The 16,147-nt window shown below is 69.5% G+C and carries 16 protein-coding genes; 8 read left to right on the forward strand and 8 right to left on the reverse strand.

Annotated features, from left to right (window positions below):
* Positions 1-10: 10 nt before the first annotated feature.
* The 3 genes from RWK90_RS05950 to RWK90_RS05960 all read left to right on the forward strand — a co-directional run bounded on the left by RWK90_RS05950 (position 11) and on the right by RWK90_RS05960 (position 1,949).
* Positions 11-895, forward strand: a complete 885-nt coding sequence (locus RWK90_RS05950) for an alpha/beta hydrolase (RefSeq protein WP_314035739.1) — start codon at positions 11-13, stop codon at positions 893-895.
* 94 nt (positions 896-989) lie between these two features.
* The gene (locus RWK90_RS05955; RefSeq protein ID WP_314035741.1) at positions 990-1,325 is read left to right on the forward strand and encodes a hypothetical protein; all 336 of its coding nucleotides are present in this window, start codon (positions 990-992) and stop codon (positions 1,323-1,325) included.
* Positions 1,326-1,391: 66 nt separating this feature from the next.
* Complete coding sequence (locus RWK90_RS05960; protein WP_314035743.1) at positions 1,392-1,949, forward strand: hypothetical protein; 558 nt, start codon at positions 1,392-1,394, stop codon at positions 1,947-1,949.
* A gap of 24 nt (positions 1,950-1,973) precedes the next feature.
* Here the strand turns inward: RWK90_RS05960 and RWK90_RS05965 are convergent, their stop codons facing one another.
* The 4 genes from RWK90_RS05965 to RWK90_RS05980 all read right to left on the reverse strand — a co-directional run bounded on the left by RWK90_RS05965 (position 1,974) and on the right by RWK90_RS05980 (position 6,879).
* Positions 1,974-3,074, reverse strand: a complete 1,101-nt coding sequence (locus RWK90_RS05965) for an acyl-CoA dehydrogenase family protein (RefSeq protein WP_314035745.1) — start codon at positions 3,072-3,074, stop codon at positions 1,974-1,976.
* Between the two features lie 9 nt (positions 3,075-3,083).
* Positions 3,084-4,301, reverse strand: a complete 1,218-nt coding sequence (locus tag RWK90_RS05970) for an acyl-CoA dehydrogenase family protein (RefSeq protein ID WP_314035747.1) — start codon at positions 4,299-4,301, stop codon at positions 3,084-3,086.
* Positions 4,298-5,077: an enoyl-CoA hydratase-related protein gene (locus RWK90_RS05975; protein ID WP_314035749.1), complete on the reverse strand. Its 780-nt coding sequence runs from the start codon at positions 5,075-5,077 to the stop codon at positions 4,298-4,300. Before RWK90_RS05975 ends, RWK90_RS05970 begins: the two co-directional genes overlap by 4 nt.
* 128 nt (positions 5,078-5,205) lie before the next feature.
* On the reverse strand, positions 5,206-6,879 hold the full coding sequence (locus RWK90_RS05980) for an AMP-binding protein (protein ID WP_314035751.1): 1,674 nt from the start codon (positions 6,877-6,879) through the stop codon (positions 5,206-5,208).
* 131 nt (positions 6,880-7,010) lie between these two features.
* Here RWK90_RS05980 and RWK90_RS05985 point away from each other — a divergent pair, with 131 nt between their 5' ends.
* The gene (locus RWK90_RS05985) at positions 7,011-8,330 is read left to right on the forward strand and encodes an MFS transporter (protein ID WP_314035753.1); all 1,320 of its coding nucleotides are present in this window, start codon (positions 7,011-7,013) and stop codon (positions 8,328-8,330) included.
* Positions 8,331-8,459: 129 nt separating this feature from the next.
* Positions 8,460-9,161 carry an FCD domain-containing protein gene (locus RWK90_RS05990; protein WP_314035755.1) on the forward strand — a complete coding sequence of 234 codons (702 nt, stop codon included), beginning with the start codon at positions 8,460-8,462 and terminating at the stop codon, positions 9,159-9,161.
* Positions 9,162-9,183: 22 nt separating this feature from the next.
* Here the strand turns inward: RWK90_RS05990 and RWK90_RS05995 are convergent, their stop codons facing one another.
* Entirely contained in the window at positions 9,184-10,434 is a 1,251-nt protein-coding gene (locus RWK90_RS05995) for an amidohydrolase (protein WP_314035757.1), read from the reverse strand.
* Positions 10,435-10,600: 166 nt separating this feature from the next.
* On the opposite strand from RWK90_RS05995, the gene RWK90_RS06000 reads away from it, so the two are divergent.
* Complete coding sequence (locus tag RWK90_RS06000) at positions 10,601-10,978, forward strand: PH domain-containing protein (RefSeq protein WP_314035940.1); 378 nt, start codon at positions 10,601-10,603, stop codon at positions 10,976-10,978.
* Between the two features lie 77 nt (positions 10,979-11,055).
* On the opposite strand, the gene RWK90_RS06005 is transcribed toward RWK90_RS06000, so the two are convergent.
* Both RWK90_RS06005 and RWK90_RS06010 read right to left on the reverse strand, forming a co-directional pair.
* The gene (locus tag RWK90_RS06005) at positions 11,056-12,630 is read right to left on the reverse strand and encodes an ABC transporter substrate-binding protein (protein WP_314035759.1); all 1,575 of its coding nucleotides are present in this window, start codon (positions 12,628-12,630) and stop codon (positions 11,056-11,058) included.
* Between the two features lie 201 nt (positions 12,631-12,831).
* Positions 12,832-13,944: a Ku protein gene (locus tag RWK90_RS06010; RefSeq protein WP_314035761.1), complete on the reverse strand. Its 1,113-nt coding sequence runs from the start codon at positions 13,942-13,944 to the stop codon at positions 12,832-12,834.
* A gap of 122 nt (positions 13,945-14,066) precedes the next feature.
* On the opposite strand from RWK90_RS06010, the gene RWK90_RS06015 reads away from it, so the two are divergent.
* Both RWK90_RS06015 and RWK90_RS06020 read left to right on the forward strand, forming a co-directional pair.
* Complete coding sequence (locus tag RWK90_RS06015; RefSeq protein ID WP_314035763.1) at positions 14,067-14,660, forward strand: DUF4352 domain-containing protein; 594 nt, start codon at positions 14,067-14,069, stop codon at positions 14,658-14,660.
* A gap of 172 nt (positions 14,661-14,832) precedes the next feature.
* A complete protein-coding gene (locus RWK90_RS06020) occupies positions 14,833-15,597 on the forward strand; it encodes a sulfite exporter TauE/SafE family protein (RefSeq protein ID WP_314035765.1) in 765 nt (254 codons plus the stop codon).
* 50 nt (positions 15,598-15,647) lie between these two features.
* Here the strand turns inward: RWK90_RS06020 and cynS are convergent, their stop codons facing one another.
* Positions 15,648-16,097, reverse strand: a complete 450-nt coding sequence (gene cynS, locus RWK90_RS06025) for a cyanase (protein WP_314035767.1) — start codon at positions 16,095-16,097, stop codon at positions 15,648-15,650.
* Positions 16,098-16,147 lie beyond the last annotated feature (50 nt).

Genomic DNA, 16,147 nt, shown 5'->3' on the forward strand with positions numbered 1-16,147 from the left:
AAGGATCATCATGACCACCCAGACCATAGACGTCCCGCACCTCGGCGGATCCACCATCGGCTACCGATTCGGTCGCGACTACGACGCTTCTCTGCCCACCCTGGTGATGATCAACTCCTTCACCACCTCCGTCGAGCTGTACCGGCCGCAGTTCGCCAGCGACGAGCTCGGCTCCCGGATGAACCTGCTCGCCATCGAGCCCTACGGGCACGGCGCCACCCGTTCGCGCTACCGGCACTTCACCTACTGGGACAGCGCGGTCGCCGCCCTGCAGGTGATGGAGGCCCTCGGCATCGACATGGCGTTCGCGCTGGGCACGTCCCAGGGCGGATGGATCGCCACCCGCATGGCGCTGCTCGACCCCGACGCCATCCGCGGCATCGTCGTGGTGGGCACCTCCATGGACTACGAGAGCCAGGCCAGTATGGAACGCGGCTGCTGGGACGGCTCCGGCTTCTGCACCCCCGCGATCGACGCCCTCGCCGCCCCCGTCGGGGACGAGTGGGTCGTCGACGACGACTTTGTCCTTGGCGTCCTGGCCGCCGGTCGCGGCGACGACGTCTCGGACTCCGAGAAGCAGTTCTGGCTGGACACGTACCGCCAGAACTACACCGGCGACGGCGGCCGGCACCGCCTCCGCACGGCATCGGTCAACCTGCGCGACCGCGACGGCCTGGAGGCCCGCCTCGGCGACGTGGTCTGCCCCGTCCTCTGGCTGCAGGGCACCGCCGACGCGGTCTACTCCGTGGCCAACGCCGAGGACGGCATCGCCCGGTTCACCGGCTCACCCTCCGCCGAACTCCAGATCGTCGAGGGCGGGCAGCACTTCCTCACCGCCTCCGACCCCCAGACCGCCAACGCCGCCACCCTGGCCTTTGTCGAGAAGTGGTCCTAGTTCCCGGTGGCCGCGGCGTGGGCCGGTTCCGCCCCCTAGGCGACCGCGGGCCGTGAGGGCGGGGTGACCTCGTCGTCGTCGTAGTCTCACACCCATGTCTGAGACCGCCGACCTTCGTCAGGAGCTCGAGGCCGCCCGGGACCGGTTCGAGCACTACCGCATTTCCGTGAGCACGGCGTTCGAGGATCGGCCCGCCGGCGAGCTGGCCCGCGCCCTCGAGGCCGTGCTCCCGGACCTGGCGTTCCACGAGGGTCAGGCGTACGCCGCGACCGTAGCCCTGGAGCGGCTGGACGCCGGCGCCGATCCCGCCGCGGTGGCGCGGGCGCTGGACCTCGAGCTGATCGAGCAGCAGGCCGCGCGGCGCAGCACGGACTTCCTGGCCGGTGTCGCCCGGATCCTCGCCCGCGCGAGGCGGGACGGGGCGGTCTAGCGGGACGGGGCTGCCCGGCCGGGCGGCCGGGCGCGCGCCGGCGGGGCGACCGGGGACAATGGGGGCATGGCATCCCCGGAACAGCGCGCACAGTTCGAGCTCCTCGCCCCGCTCCTGGCCCGCGAGGGCGTCGACGTGTGGACCGCGACCGTCACCGACCTCGACGCCGGGATGGACCGCGCCAAGCAGCGCCACGCCGCCGCCGTCGCGCAGGTCCGCGCCATCCTGGACGCCCACTCCCGCCACGACATCTCCGCCGCCGGCGCCCTCCTCGAGGCGCTGGAGCAGTCCGCCGACGCCACTCCCCCGCCGATCCCCGACGCGCTGACCGTGGCGACCCGCTTCGCCCAGCTCGCCCAGACGGTGGCGCCGAAGCTGCCGGCCGAGGTGATCGACGCCGTGCGGGACAGCGCGCGGCTGCCCGACGTCCCCGACGGCATGGCCGCCCTGTGCGACGCGACCCTGCTCGACTGCGACGCCGCCACCGGCATGCGCACCGTGATCCGCGAGCACGGGCCGGCGGACGCCCTCTACGCCGCCGCGGCCATGACCGCCGCCGTGTTCCGCCACTGGGCCCGGCACACCGGGCAGGAGATGGGCGAGCTCGTCAGCGCGCACGCGTGAGGGGCGTCCCGGCCCGGGCCCGGATCAGCTCGCCGTGAGGGACCGCCCCACGGCCTGCACATGCACGGCGTCGTCGCCGAACAGCAGCTGATCGGCCTTCGCGCGGCGGAAGTAGTGGTGCAGCGGGTGCTCCCAGGTGAAGCCGATCCCGCCGTGGACCTGGATCGACTCCTCCGCGGCCGTCATCGCCGCCCGCGTGGCCAGCACCCGGGCCGCCGCCGCGCGGTCGGCCAGCTCGGCAGCGCCCCGGCCTGCCTCGCCGCGCCCCGCCTCCCCTGACGCGTCGAGCACCGTCGCCTCGGCGAGCTCGATCGCGACCAGCAGATCGACGAGCTTGTGCTTGATCCCCTGGAACGAGCCGATGGTCCGCCCGAACTGCTGACGCGTCCGCGCGTAGTCCACCGCCAGCTCGAGGCACGACCTCGCCAGACCGACCTGCTCAGCCGCGAGGGCGATGAGGATCCGCGACCGCACGTCCGCGAGACGCGCCGCGACGTCCGGCCCGGAGATGCGCCGCGCCACCGCACCGTGGAACGTCACAGTGGCGAGCTGGCGCGTGCCGTCCAGCTGCTCGCCGACCGTCCGTTCCACCCCGGCCGCCGAGCCCTCGACGAGGGCGAGGTCGACCCCGGAGGAGCCGGTGGGGACGACGACGACGAGGAGATCCGCGCTCGCGCCGTCCACCACCGCGTGCTGGGTGCCGAACAGGATCAGGTCTCCCCCACCCGCCGAGCCTGCGCCGGCCGGGTCCGCAGCCGTGGCCGAGATCGACGACCCCGCGATGGTCGGACCGCACACCAGAGCCGCCGTCCGGGATCCCGAGACGATGTCGGGCAGGACCTCGCGGCGCGTCCGGTCGTCGGCGGCCTCGAGCATCGCGAGGCCGGCCATCACCACGGACGAGAAGAAGGGAGCCGACGCCAGCGTCCGGCCGAGGCCGGTCATCACCACGGCCAGGTCCCGGAACGAGCCGTCCGCTCCTCCGACGACGGCGGGGAACGGGATCTCGGTGAGCCCCAGCTCGCGGATGGACGGCCAGGCGTCCTCGCCCGGCGCGAAACCCGCCCACATCTGGTGGAGGGTCTCCGCGAGGTCCTTCTGTTCGACGGTCAGGTTGATGGGCATACCGGCCTCCTAACGGGGCTCGCGCGGGAGACCGAGCCCGCGCTCACCGATGATGTTTCGCTGGATCTCGTCCGACCCGCCGGCTATCCGGTAGCCCGGGGCGCCGAGGAGGTGCTGCGCCCACGCGAACGTGTCCGGCTCGCCGGTGTCCGCGAGGATGCGGTGACCGAGGAACGACGCCGCGGCATCGCCCACCCGCTTGAGGTTCTGCGTCCACACCAGCTTCCCGATGGACCCCTCGACCCCCGGGACCTCGCCGGCCTGCTCGAGCTCGGCGTACCGGGCCACCATGAGCGCCTGGGCGCGCTCGTAGATGTGCGACTCGGCGATCCGGCCGCGCACCTCGGTGCTGTCCGTGATGTTCAGCGACCGGGCCAGGCGCACCAGGTCCGCCGTGTTGCCGCCCGCGCTGACGATCCCGGCGCTGGACTGGCGCTCGAAGCCCAGGGTCGTGAGCGCGACCGTCCAGCCGTCGCCCACCTCGCCCACCCGGTACTCGTCCGGCAGCTCGACGTCGGTGAGGAACACCTCGTTGAACGTGGACCCGCCGGACATCTGACGGATGGGCCGCACCTCCACGCCCGGCAGGTCCATCGGGACCATGAACGCCGTCATGCCGCGGTGCTTGGGCGCGGCCGGGTCCGACCGGGCGATGAGCAGGCCCCACTCGGAGAACTGGGCGCCTGAGCTCCACACCTTCTGGCCGTTGATCCGCCACCCGTCGCCTGAGCGGACCGCCCTGGTGGACAGGCCCGCGAGGTCGGATCCCGCCCCGGGCTCGGAGAACAGTTGGCAGCACAGCTCGTCCGCGCGCAGGAACGGCCGCACGAACCGGTCTTTCTGCCAGTCGGTGCCCAGTTCGAGCAGCGTCGGCGCCACCAGCTCCACTGTCACCAGGATCGTCTCGTGCCGGTCGGGGGCCAGGTAGTCGCGTTCCACTCCGGCGTAGACGCGTTCGTGACTCGCCGTGAGCCCCTGCCCGCCCCATTCCGGCGCCCACGCGATCGCGCCGAACCCGCCGTCCATCCGCTCGGCCTGCCACGCGCGACCGGCGTCGATGACCGCCTTCTCCTCCTCGTGACCGAGGTTGTGGAAGATCGAGTAGTTCGGCTCCTGCGCCGCTGAGTCCCTGCGGGGCAGTTGGGCGTCGAGCCACTCGCGGCACCTCGCCTCGAACGCCGCCGCGTCATCGCTGTTCAGGGTTGCCGGCATCTGCGTCACCGTCATGAGTTCGTTTCCTTCTCGTCCTCGGCCCTGCCCTCGCGGCCCGCGCCCGCGATCGCGGCCAGCCGCTGCTCGACCGCGGCGGTGGAGTCCGGGTGCTCCGAGAGCCGGACGGTGAAGGACTGCTCGAGCTCGTAGCCCCGCCGCAGGTCCAGGTCCTCGCAGCCGTTGAGCGACTGCTTGGCCAGCGTCAGCGCGTACCGGCTCCGGCTCGCGATCACCTCGGCCCGCTCCAGCGCCCGGTCCATCAGCTCGTCGTGGGGCACGATCTCGATCGGCGCGCCCCAGCTCCGGAAGGTCTGGGCGTCCACAGCCTCGGCGGTGAAGAACATCCGTCGCATGGCCTGCTCGGGGAGCATCCGTGCGGCAAAGCGGCCGCCGCCCAGGACGCCGACCTGCATCTCGGGCAGCCCGAACGTCGCCCGCTCGGAGGCCAGCACCAGGTCCGCGCTCGCCGTCAGCCCCGTGCCGCTGCCCAGCGCGGGCCCGTTCACCGCGGCGATCACCGGGAGCCGGCACTCCAGCACCGCGAAGAACGCGCGCCGGGCGTCCCGCATCGCCGCGTCGCCGTTGGACCCGTCCATCGTCCGGAACTCGTGGAGATCGTTCCCCGCGCAGAAGACCCGCCCCCGGCCGGTGAGGATCACCGCGCGGTACCGCTCGTCGTCGGAGAGCCGGTCGAAGGTCTCGGCGATCGCGCGGTACGCCGCCCCGTTCAGGGCGTTCACCTTGCCGCGGGCCAACTCGACCACGGCGATTCCCGGGCGGGCCTCGGTCACGGTCAGGGGCCCGTCGACTGCGCTCCCGGTCGTCGTCGTCGTTGTCGTAGTCGTCGTTGTCGTCGTCGGCGCTGCTGTTGTCGTCGGCGTCGGCGTTGCCGTCGTCGGCGTTGTCGTCATCGTCTCTGTCACCTCTCGTGGACGGCCACAACGCTCGTGGCCGCCATCTGCTCGGGCGCGGCGCTCCGGTCGCGCGTGTAGTTCCGCAGCGCGAATTTCTGGATCTTCCCGCTCGCCGTCTTGGGCAGGCTGTCCACCACGAACACGCTCTCGGGGACCTTCTGGATGGCCACGCCGCGCCCGATGAGGAACGTGCGCACCTCCTCCAGCGTCAGGTCGACCTGCCCGCGGGTCACGACGAACGCGCAGCCCCGCTCGCCCGTCTCCGGGTCCGGGCCGGCGACCACGGCGACCTCGACCACCTCCGGGTGCTCGCTGAGCTGGTTCTCCACGTCGAACGCGCTGATCTTCTCGCCGGAGCGATTGATGATGTCCTTGATCCGGCCGACGATGTGGATGCCGCCCCGCTCGTCGAAGCGCGCGAGATCACCGGTCCGGAAGAAGCCCGCCTCCGTGAACGCCTCGGCGTTGAGCGACGCGTCGAGATAGCCGAGGAAGGTGTCCGGCCCCCGCCAGAGCACCTCCCCCACCTGGCCGGTCTCCACCTGACGCCCGGACTCGTCCACGATCACGACCTCCGTCGGCGAGAGCACCCGGCCGTCCGAGCGCTGACGCAGCTCCGGCCCGTCCGCCACGCTCGCCGAGGTGACCGACGGCCCCTCCGTCGCGCCGTACATCCGGGTGACGGTGCCCAGCCGCTGGTCGGCCTCCGTCACCAGGGCGTCGGGAATGTCCGCGCCGCCGCAGATGATGTAGCGGATCGACGGGGTCTCGAGACCCGTCTCGCGTGCGGCCTCCAGCAGTCCGCGCAGGAACGGCGTCGCGAAGATCATGAAGCTCGCGCCCTCGTCCCGGATGGCTCGAAGCGCCACGCGTGAGTCCCAGACGTCCTGGAGCACCACCGTCGCACCCAGGACGAACGGCAGCGTGAGGGCGCAGTTCACGCCGGTGATGTGGGTGACCGGGGAGGGGTTGAAGATGACGTCGCGCTCGGTCAGGCCGAACGTGTCGATCATCGAGCGGTTCTCGAACACCAGCGTGTTGTGGCTGTGCAGCGCGCCCTTGGGGTCGGCGGTCGTCCCGGAGGTGTACAGCAGCAGGCAGACATCGTCGGGGTCGGGCGACGGCAGCGCGCGCACCCGCTCCATCTGCTCGTCCGTCACGCCGTCGATCAGCGAGTCGAGGCTCTCGGCCCCCGGCTGCGGTGCGGGGTCCGTGGTGACGATCAGGTCCAGATCCGGCAGGTCGGCGGCGAGGGCACGGTACATCTCGACGTAGTCGAAACCCCGGTGCACGCCCGGGACGATCACCGCGCGCGACCGCGCCTGCGCCGCGATGAACCGGACCTCGCGCTCGCGGTAGATGGGGACGATCGGGTTCGCGACCGCGCCGATCCGGTGCAGCGCGTGGTAGACGATGACCGCCTCGACGCAGTTCGGCAGCTGGAACGAGACCACGTCCCCCGACCGGACCCCACGCTCGACGAGGGCCGCCGCCAGGCGCACCGCATCCCGGTACACCTGCGCGAACGTCAGGCGTCTGTCGCCGTCCACCACCGCGACCGCGTCCGGCCAGAGCCGCGCCGCCCGCTCCGCGAAGTGGTCCACCGGCAGGTCCTGCCAGTGGCCCTCGGCACGGAACGCCGCCACCTGGCGCTCGTCTGGGAATCGAGTGGGTCTCATACCAACTCCTTCACGAAATGCTTGCCGGACCTCGTCCTCGCGACTTACAGTAACGCACGTCTCCCTAAATATGCACATGTTTCGAGAGGCGCCCAACTCCCCAACTCCCCCTCACCGGGAAGGTGACTGAAGTGAACACAAACCAGCCCAAGCAGCGCAGGTCGGTCGCTGCGGCAGGGATCGGCACGGTCGTCGAGTACTACGACCTGACGGTCTACGCGTACCTCGCCGTGGTCGTCAGCCCCCTGTTCTTCCCGGGTGACGACCCCACCGCGTCGCTGCTGGCCAGCCTGGCCGTCTTCGCGTCCGCCTACCTCATGCGGCCCATCGGCGGCCTGTTCTTCGGCCGCCTCGGCGACCGCTACGGACGCAAGCGCGCGCTGCTCGTCTCCGTCATCCTCATGGGGTTCGCCACGCTGCTCATGGCGTTCCTGCCCACCTACGCAGCGGCCGGCGTGATCGCCCCGACCCTGCTGGTCATCGCGCGCCTGGCCCAGGGCTTCTCCGCCGGCGGCGAGCTCGGCGGCGCCCTGACCTACGTCTACGAGATCGTCGGTCCCCGCCGCCGTGGCCTGGGCGGCTCGATCGTCGCGCTCGGCTCCAACGCCGGCTTCGCGCTCGCCGCGATCGTCGTGGCGACGACCTCCGCCCTCACCTCGGACGTGCAGATGACGAGCTGGGGCTGGCGGATCCCGTTCATCGCCGGCCTGCCGCTGCTGATCCTGTGCCTCTGGCTGCGCTCCCGGATCGAGGACACCCCCGAGTTCGAGGACGCGGCCGCCTCCGCCGACCTCGCCAAGTCGCCGGTGCGTGAGCTGCTCTCGCGCCAGCCGCTGCAGGTCCTCCAGGTCTTCGGGCTGGGCATCGCCCAGAACGCCACCGGCTACATGGTGCTCACCTACGTCGGCATCCACCTCGTCCGCGAGGGCGGGTTCAGCCAGACCGCCGTCACCTGGACCGCGGCCGCCGTGATCGTCTTTGTCGCCCTGCTCATGCCGGTCGCCGGCCTGCTCGTCGACCGTTTCGGTAGCCGCGTCATGGTGACCGTCGGCCTGCTGTGGGCGGCCGTCTTCGCCTACCCCGCCATGTCGCTCATGACCGGGCACGGGCTGCTGGTCGCCGGGCTCGCGTTCGCCTTCTTCGCCGTGTGCACCCCGCTGATCCAGGTCAGCACCGCGCCCGTGTTCCCCGAGCTCTTCGATCCCCGGGTGCGGCTCACCGGCGTGGCGCTCGGCTTCAACCTGGCCACCGTCGCCGCGGGCGGGACCGCGGCCTATATCGCCACCTGGCTCATCGACCGGACGGGCGACCCCATCTCCCCCGCCTACTTCCTCATCGGCGCGAGCGTTCTGGGCGGCCTGACCCTCGCCACCATCCGCGGATCGATGTACAAGGGTTCCGCGGTCACCGAGGGGATCGAGCGTCGGCCCGAGGCCGCGCCCGTCCGCTGATCACGGCGGCTCATCACCGGGTCCGGGCGCATGGCCGATGAGTAGAGTAGTCAGCCACCTGCGCTTTCCCCGATCTGGAGAACGATGACCACACGAGATTCCGAGGCTCCCCGCCCGCGAGGACGCAAGATGTCAGCGCGGGTGGGGAATCTCATCGCCGAGAAGATCTTCTCCGGCGGCCTCGTGGAAGGGCACCGGCTCCCCACCGAGAAGGAGATGATCGAGGAGTACGACGTCGGACGGACCACCGTCCGTGAGGCGCTCCGGCTCCTGGAGAGCCGGGACCTCGTCACCGTCAAGGCCGGCATCGGTGGGGGCCCCATCGCCAAGATGCCGCAGCTCGAGTCGCTCGGTCAGACGATGAAGCTGTTCTTCCAGATCAACGGCGCCACCATCAGCGACGTGATCGACGTCCGTCTCATGCTGGAGCCGATCGTGGCCCGCGCGGCCGCCGAGTCCATCACCGATCACCAGCTCGACGTGATGACGGGGGCACTCGACCGCATTGTCGAGGACCCCCACGACCATGACGCGTTCCAGCTCAACAACGCCTTGTTCCAGCGGACGATCTACGACGCGGTGGGCAATCCCGCTCTGAGGATCGTCATGGAGACCCTCTGGCTGCTGGTCCGCGACGCCGAGCCCAGCGAGCACCCGCTCGCGACGAGGCTGGAGGCGGCCGAACTCCAGTCAGACCTCCTCGAGTCACTGCGCCGTCGCGACCCGGACGCGGCCGAAGCCGCGATGGAGGTGTTCGTCGAGCGCTCGGCCCGGTACTACCGGCGCCATCTCGCCGACATCATCTCCCGGCCGGTGAAGTGGGAGTTGTGACCGCCGCCGTCGTCGTCGTTCCCTATTCGCCCCGGCGCTCGACGCCCAGGTAGCCCAGCGCCGCCACCACCTGGGCGCGCGTCGCGGTGAGCAGCGTCGGCTCCTCCTCGGGCGCGAAGTGCGGCGAGTGGTTGGCCGGGATCTCCCGGCTTACCGCGCCGCGGGCGGCCGCGTCCCGGTAGCGGGCGGGGTCGACCGAGCCGACGGTCCAGTACGTATACGGCACCCCGAAGGCGTCCGGGATGAGCGAGAAGTCCTCCGACGCCGTGACCCGGCTGGCCTCGTACACCGCGCCCGGACCGAAGTGCTCGACGAACGCCGCGGTGACCGTGTCCGTGACGGTCGGATCGTTGCTGGTGAGCGGGTACTGGTCGTAATAGTGGAACTCCGGATCGGCCGGGGCGCCGGCGGCCGCGCACTCGGCGCGGACGATGCGCTCGATCGCCGCGATCACCTGCTCGCGCACCGCCAGATCGTAGGTGCGGATGTCGAGCAGCAGCTCCGCCGAGTCCGGGATGATGTTGGCCTTGGCGCCCGCGGTGAGCGAGCCGACCGTGAGCACCGCGAACGTGCCCGGCTCCACCTCGCGAGAGACGACGGTCTGCAGCCGCAGGACGATCGACGACGCGAGCACCACCGGGTCCACCGCCGTGTGCGGCATGGACCCGTGCGCGCCCCGGCCGCGGATCGTGATCCTGAGCGAGTCGCCGGCCGAGAGGACCGGGCCCGCCACCGTGCCGATCGTGCCCGCCGCCGTGGGCATGACGTGCTGGCTCAGCGCCACGTCCGGCCGCGGAACCTGCTCGAGCAGGCCGCCCTCAACCATCGCCCGAGCACCGGCGGCCGTCTCCTCCCCCGGCTGGAACACCGCGATGTACGTGCCCGACCACGCGTCTCGATTCTCGGACAGGACTCGGGTGCCGCCGAGCAGCGCCGCCGCGTGCGCATCGTGCCCGCACGCGTGCATGACCCCCGGCGTCTGGGAGGCGTACTCCACGCCGGTGTCCTCCTGGAGGGGCAGGGCGTCTGTGTCGGCGCGGGCCAGGACGGTGGGGCCTTCGCCGTTACTGATGACCGCCACGACGCCCGTCCCGCCGATGCGCTGGGGCTCCAGGCCCAGTGCGGTGAGCTCCTGCTCGATCCGGTTGGCCGTCGCGTGCTCGGCCATGCTGAGCTCCGGGTGGCGGTGGAAGTGGCGGTAGAGGTCGCGGAGCCACGGGAGGTGGTCGGAGACAGCGGATTCGAGGGTGGCGGGGCTGGAGAGGGTGGCCATGGCGACCAGCTTGCCCCTCACGAGCGGCGCGGTGCACCGGTCGCCGCTCACGCCGCGATCACCCGGTCGGTTCCTCCGATTAGCAGCGCACAGCCGCGTATCGGTGCTTACGATCCCGAGCAGCCACTTTATTCGTGCGCTATTCCCCTCGAAGATCGGATTTCTCTTGACCTCTGCTGTCGCCAATATTGCCGCGTGGACCTTCGTCGCCGAGTGCCCGATTCCAGACGACATCGGGCCATTACTCGTCCAGGGCGAGCAGCCCATCGCCGCGTACAAGACGTTCCGTGACTCCGCGATCTTCACCACCAAGCGCCTTATTGTTCGAGACGCCCAGGGCCTTACCGGCAAGAAGGTCGAGATCTACTCCCTGTCGTACAACGCGATCAATATGTGGTCGTCCGAGAACGCCGGGCGAATGCTTGACTTCAATTCCGAACTCGAGTTGTGGACCCGAGCCGGCCACATCAAGATCAACCTGAATCGCGGCGTCGACATCCGCAAGCTGGACCACCTGATCGCGCACGTCGTGCTCAACGGGTGACGGTAGCCGAGTAAGGCAATCACCGCGCCGGGCCCATTCCGCAGGTGTCCCCTGCAGGATGGGCCCGGCGGCGTAACTCACTCCTCTATATAGGCTCCGTCGAAGAGCATCGTCGACGCGACCGTGGGCTTCACGCCCTTCACCGACTCGTCGATCACCACGTACTCCTCGGCGTTAGCGAAAACGGCGAACGGCATCACCCGGTTGTACTCCTCCTGAAGTCGATGGAACGCCGCTTTCTGTTCCTCAGGCGTCTCCACCGATTTGAGTGCCCTGGCCGCTTCCGCCAGCGCCGGGTCGTCGACGCCACTGATGTTGGTCGACCCACCGGGGACAAGGTTGGCCAGGAAGCTCGCCGACGCGTCGGCGTCCGACGGATTCATGCCGCCGATGATCATCTCGAAGTCCCCGCTGAACAGCTTCGCGGACTGCTGCGAAGCAGGCACATTCTCAAGCGTGACGTTGAAGCCAACGGCATCGAGCAGCGCCTTCGACACCACGCCGGTCTGGACGTTCTCGGGACTGGTGTTGGTGACCAACGTGATGGCGCCGTCCCATCCCGTCTCCTGCTTGAGCTCCTCGACGAGAGCTGCGGCCTTTTCGGCGTCGAACTCGGGCCCCTCCTGCCCGTCGAAGAAACGCGACGACTCCGCGAGCAGCGACGACGTAGCCTGGCCCCGACCCCCGGTGAGCCGCTCGTTCATCAGATCCCGGTCGAGGGCGTGCGCCACAGCCAGGCGCGCACGCTCATCGGTGAGAATGCCGTCGTACCCCGCTTTGCCGTTGTTCATGACCAGCGAGCGACCCGAGCTGATCGCCTCGTAGAACCCTTGCTCCCCCGCGTCCCACGCCTGGCTGATGAACTCGGCACCGCGAAGATACGCGACCTGGATCTCACCGTTCTGATACGCCTCGAACGTCCCCTGCGAGCCAGGGATGGCGACGAACCGAAGCGTCGGGCACACCGGGCCGCCGTAGTAGTTCGGATTGGGCTTGAGCACGACCTCCTGGTTCGGAATGTTCCGCTCCAGGACATACGCGCCCGCGCCGATCGGATTGTCCTTCCACGCCTCCGGCCCCGCCTCGGTATAGGCCTTCTCGGGTACGACCTCGCCCGCGGACCGCGACAGTGCGAACGGGAAGTCCACCCACGGTTCGGAGAGAGTGAACTCCACTGTCAGCGGGTCGACGACGCGGGTCGATTCAATCTGCTCGACATCGGTCAACGCCGTGGAGCCGACCGCCGGATCCAGATGGAGGCCCATGGTGAACTCCACATCCGACGCGGTGAGCGGATCACCGTTCGAGAAGGTCGTGCCCTCACGGAGCTTGAGGGTCCACACCGTGTGGTCCTCAGAAGACTCGAGTGACTCGGCGAGCTGGGGCTCGTACCTGCTCTCCTCCGGGTTCCAGCGCACCAGGCGGTCGTAGATCGCTGCGGACTGCGCGGCACCCCGGATGCCGTAGTGACCCTGGCCCGGCGCGAAGGACGGGAGCATCACGTATTCGCCCATAGTGATGGTGCCGCCGACCTTGTCCTCGGTGCACCGGCCCGCCTCCTCTGGCGTGCGCCCCTCATTGGCGGAAGCAGCCTCCGAGACCTCCCCGCCACCACCGCAGGCGGCAAGGGTCAGCGTGGCGGCGGCCAACATGGCAGTAGCTGAGGCAAAACGTTTCAATGGGTTCTCCGAAATCCGCGTGGCACACAGTCGAATAGTGGACTGACGCTCGACATCACCCGCAGCACTTCACGAGCGGATGTGTTGCGCGTCACAAACCTGACACTAGTTGAGGGTTTTGACAGGATTCTGCGCTTGGCGGAATCGGTGCCTATGAATACGGCGCGGCGGCGGTCAGGCGGACTTCTTGGCCGGCGTCTTTCGGGCCGTCGACTTCTTCGCCGGGGCCTTCTTGGCCGTGGACTTCGAGGCTGTCGACTTCTTCGCGGCTCTCGAGCCGGAGCTGCCGGAGTCCGACTTGGAGGACGTCGACTTCTTGGCAGTCGACTTCTTTGCCGCGGCCTTCTTGGCGGGCGTCTTCTTCGCGGCAGTCTTCTTGGCCGGGGTCTTCTTTGCCGCACCGCTTCCGCTCGTCTTGCTGGCGGTCTTCTTGGCGGAGCCGGAGTCCTCGTCGTCGTCGTCGCCTTCGTCGTCGTCCTGGTCGTCGGCGTCGTCGGCCTTGCCGCCCCGGTCCTTCACACTCGCCCGCAGCGCCGCGAGCAGATCGGCCACCTCGTCGTCGCCGTCATCGTCACTCGAGGTGTCCTTCTCCTCCACCGTGAACGCCTCACCGCCGGCCGCCTTGGCCTCGATCAACTCCTTGAGCTGATTCTGGTAGTCGTCCTCGTACTTCTCCGGCTCGAAATCCGCCGCCATCGTCTCGATCAGCGACGCCGCCATCTTGACCTCCTGCGGCCGGACCTTCGCCTCTTTGTCCAGGCCCTCGAGGATGGCCGGGCGGATCTCGTCGGGCCACAGCAACGTCTGCAGCATGAGCACGTCCTTGTACACCCGTAGGGCGCAGAGGCGAGTGCGGTTGCGCAGGGTGAACGTGCAGATGGCGAGGCGGTCCGTCTGCTGCAGCGCCTCGCGCATGAGTACGTACGCCCGGTTGGAGCGCGACGCCGGCTCGAGGAAGTACGCGTTGTCGAACGCCACCGGATCCACCTGGTCGGCCGGGACGAACTCCGTCACCTCGATCTCGTGATTCTGCTCCACCGGCAGACTGGCGAGATCCTCCTTGGTGAGGATGACCATCTCGCCCTCTTCGGACTCATATGCCTTGGCGATGTCGGAGAACTCGACCTCCTCGCCGTTGTCGTCGCGCACCTTCTTGTAGCGGATGCGGACGCCGTCCTTCTTGTCCACCTGCCGCGCGTGCAGATCGTGGTCCTCCGTCGCCGCGTACACCTTGACCGGCACGTTGACCAGACCGAACGAGACCTCGCCCTTCCAGATGGATCGCATATAGGGAGTATGCGACAGATGTGGGGGCTCGGCAGCCGGACGCAAGCAACCTCAGCGCCGACCGACCGTCCGCCCTGTGCCCGATGTGTCGAACGACAACTCGGTGTTCTAAGGTTCCTCTCATGTCTTCGTCGGCGCCTCAGCGCAAGGGCTTGCCCGCAACTACTCTCTACGTCCTCATCGGCGCTCTCCTCGTCATCATCGCTCTGCTCGCAGTCATCCTCGTTCTCCTTCTCGGCAGAGGCGCCGGCGCGACTGGCGCAGTCTTCGGCGGCTCAGCCAGTGGCGCTGAACCCGGATCCGGTCCGGCGTACAAGGGCAAGCGCCCTTCCGACATCGGCGCGAACTTTGGCGAGACGGTCGTATACAACGATGTAGAGATTTCAGCCTCTCCTCTCGAGTTCAATCCCTCGAAGTCCTGGTATTCGCGGAACGCCTACTGCACCACTGTCACTCTCACCAACAACGCGGACGAACCTCTTGAGGTCGGCCCGTCCGACTTCGCGTTGCACACAGATATCGGGAAGACCAAGACTCCCAACGAGCTGAACGAGATCAATCGGCTGGAAGACCAACTGGTCCCCGCTGGCGGAAGCACTCTTGGCTCCCTGTGCTATGCGGTGACGTCGGACAACGAAGGCGACGACGACTCGGACTTCATCTACGAGGGAGTCGGTCTAGGCGGTACCCGAATCGGGTGGACATCGGGCGGATAAAGCGCCGCGCAGCTACCTGCCCATTCGTTGCGCCCGCGCCGGGATCACGGGAGGGAGAACGTGGACCTCGTCGTCGTCGACCTAACTGGGCAGGACCCCTCGCCGGCGCGACGCCCGCGTCGCTCCCGCACCGACGCCGGCAGTCCGGTGCATGCGTGGAATGCTGGTGCCCATGCCCGGCGACGTGGACCCACTGCTCCTGCTGGTCGCGGCGTCGGCCGTCATCCTGGGCGCCGTCCTGCAGCGCGTCAGCGGCATGGGCGTCGGGCTCGTGGTCTCCCCCACCCTCACGCTGATCCTCGGGCCCGTCGCCGGCGTGCTGCTCACCAACCTCGCGACCATCGTCTCCGGGGCGCTCATCGCCCTCACCCTGCGGCGCGACATCGACTGGCGGCGCTATCGACACCTCGCGCCCCTCATCGTGGTGGGCTCCATCCCCGGCGCGCTCCTCGTGGGCGCCGCCGACCGCGCCTGGCTCGAAGTGATCATCGGGGTGGCGCTCATCGGCACCCTGCTCACGACGGCCCTGGTGCGGATCCCGCCCGTGAGCGGTCCCGTCCCAGCCGCCGTCGCCGGCACCGCGGGCGGATTCCTCAACACCGCCGTCGGAGTGGCCGCCCCCGCCATGCTCGTCTACGCCCAGGCGACCAACTGGCAGCAGCGGTCATTCGCTGCGACCCTCCAGCCGATCTTCTGCACCATGGGCGTCGTCTCCGTGGTCACCAAAGTGGGACTCGGTGCCGCACCCGTGTCCGGGCTGCCGCCATTGTGGGTGATCGGGGTAATCGTGGCGATGGTGCCGATCGGGATCTACCTCGGCGGGCTCGCCGCGCGGCGCGTCGCTCCCGCCGTGGGCCGACGCGTGGCCGTGGTCGTGGTGACGGCCGGGGCCGCGGGGCTGCTCGTCAGAGGAATCGGGCACGTGGTGGGGGGCTGACCAGCGCAGCGTGGCGCCCCGGCCGCGTGCTGCAGCCGGGGCGCCGATTGTCACCACTTGTAGTCGAGGAACTTCCCGTCGAGGGTGATGACCACCCGGTCGCCGTCCGGGTCCGGGCGGCGCGTGAAGTCCACCTGGAAGTTGATCGCGCTCATGATGCCGTCGCCGAACTCCTCGTGGATCAGGGCCTTGAGCGCCGGACCGTAGACGGAGAGCGCCTCGGTGAACCGGTAGATAGTCGGATCGAACATCAGCTCGGCCGGCGTGCCGCGGCTCGGCTGTAGGGCCAGGCTCTCGGCGACGTCCTCCCCCAGGCCGAGCAGCTCGCAGATCGACGCGGCCTGCTCGGCGGACATCGGATGGTTACCCAGCAGCGCGGCGGTCGTCCACACCAGCGGCGCGCCCAGGTGGTCGGCCAGCTCCGCCCACGTGCGGCCCTGGCGGATGCGGGCGGAGTCGACGTGGGCGGCGGCGTCACGCTTGGACATGATCGGGGTCATCGGGGGTCCTTCTCTGAGTGGCGGGGGGGCGGCCGGGGGGGGGGGGGGCG

This window comes from Dietzia sp. CH92 (assembly GCF_032248695.1).
Taxonomy (GTDB): domain Bacteria; phylum Actinomycetota; class Actinomycetes; order Mycobacteriales; family Mycobacteriaceae; genus Dietzia.

Excerpts from the sequence above, each read along its gene's own strand:
- RWK90_RS05950 (WP_314035739.1), top strand. The coding sequence starts at position 11 with ATGACCACCCAGACCATAGACGTCCCGCACCTCGGCGGATCCACCATC.
- RWK90_RS05955 (WP_314035741.1), top strand. The coding sequence starts at position 990 with ATGTCTGAGACCGCCGACCTTCGTCAGGAGCTCGAGGCCGCCCGGGAC.
- RWK90_RS05960 (WP_314035743.1), top strand. The coding sequence starts at position 1,392 with ATGGCATCCCCGGAACAGCGCGCACAGTTCGAGCTCCTCGCCCCGCTC.
- RWK90_RS05965 (WP_314035745.1), bottom strand. The coding sequence starts at position 3,074 with ATGCCCATCAACCTGACCGTCGAACAGAAGGACCTCGCGGAGACCCTC.
- RWK90_RS05970 (WP_314035747.1), bottom strand. The coding sequence starts at position 4,301 with ATGACGGTGACGCAGATGCCGGCAACCCTGAACAGCGATGACGCGGCG.
- RWK90_RS05980 (WP_314035751.1), bottom strand. The coding sequence starts at position 6,879 with ATGAGACCCACTCGATTCCCAGACGAGCGCCAGGTGGCGGCGTTCCGT.
- RWK90_RS05990 (WP_314035755.1), top strand. The coding sequence starts at position 8,460 with ATGTCAGCGCGGGTGGGGAATCTCATCGCCGAGAAGATCTTCTCCGGC.
- RWK90_RS05995 (WP_314035757.1), bottom strand. The coding sequence starts at position 10,434 with ATGGCCACCCTCTCCAGCCCCGCCACCCTCGAATCCGCTGTCTCCGAC.
- RWK90_RS06005 (WP_314035759.1), bottom strand. The coding sequence starts at position 12,630 with ATGTTGGCCGCCGCCACGCTGACCCTTGCCGCCTGCGGTGGTGGCGGG.
- RWK90_RS06010 (WP_314035761.1), bottom strand. The coding sequence starts at position 13,944 with ATGCGATCCATCTGGAAGGGCGAGGTCTCGTTCGGTCTGGTCAACGTG.
- RWK90_RS06015 (WP_314035763.1), top strand. The coding sequence starts at position 14,067 with ATGTCTTCGTCGGCGCCTCAGCGCAAGGGCTTGCCCGCAACTACTCTC.
- RWK90_RS06020 (WP_314035765.1), top strand. The coding sequence starts at position 14,833 with ATGCCCGGCGACGTGGACCCACTGCTCCTGCTGGTCGCGGCGTCGGCC.
- cynS (WP_314035767.1), bottom strand. The coding sequence starts at position 16,097 with ATGACCCCGATCATGTCCAAGCGTGACGCCGCCGCCCACGTCGACTCC.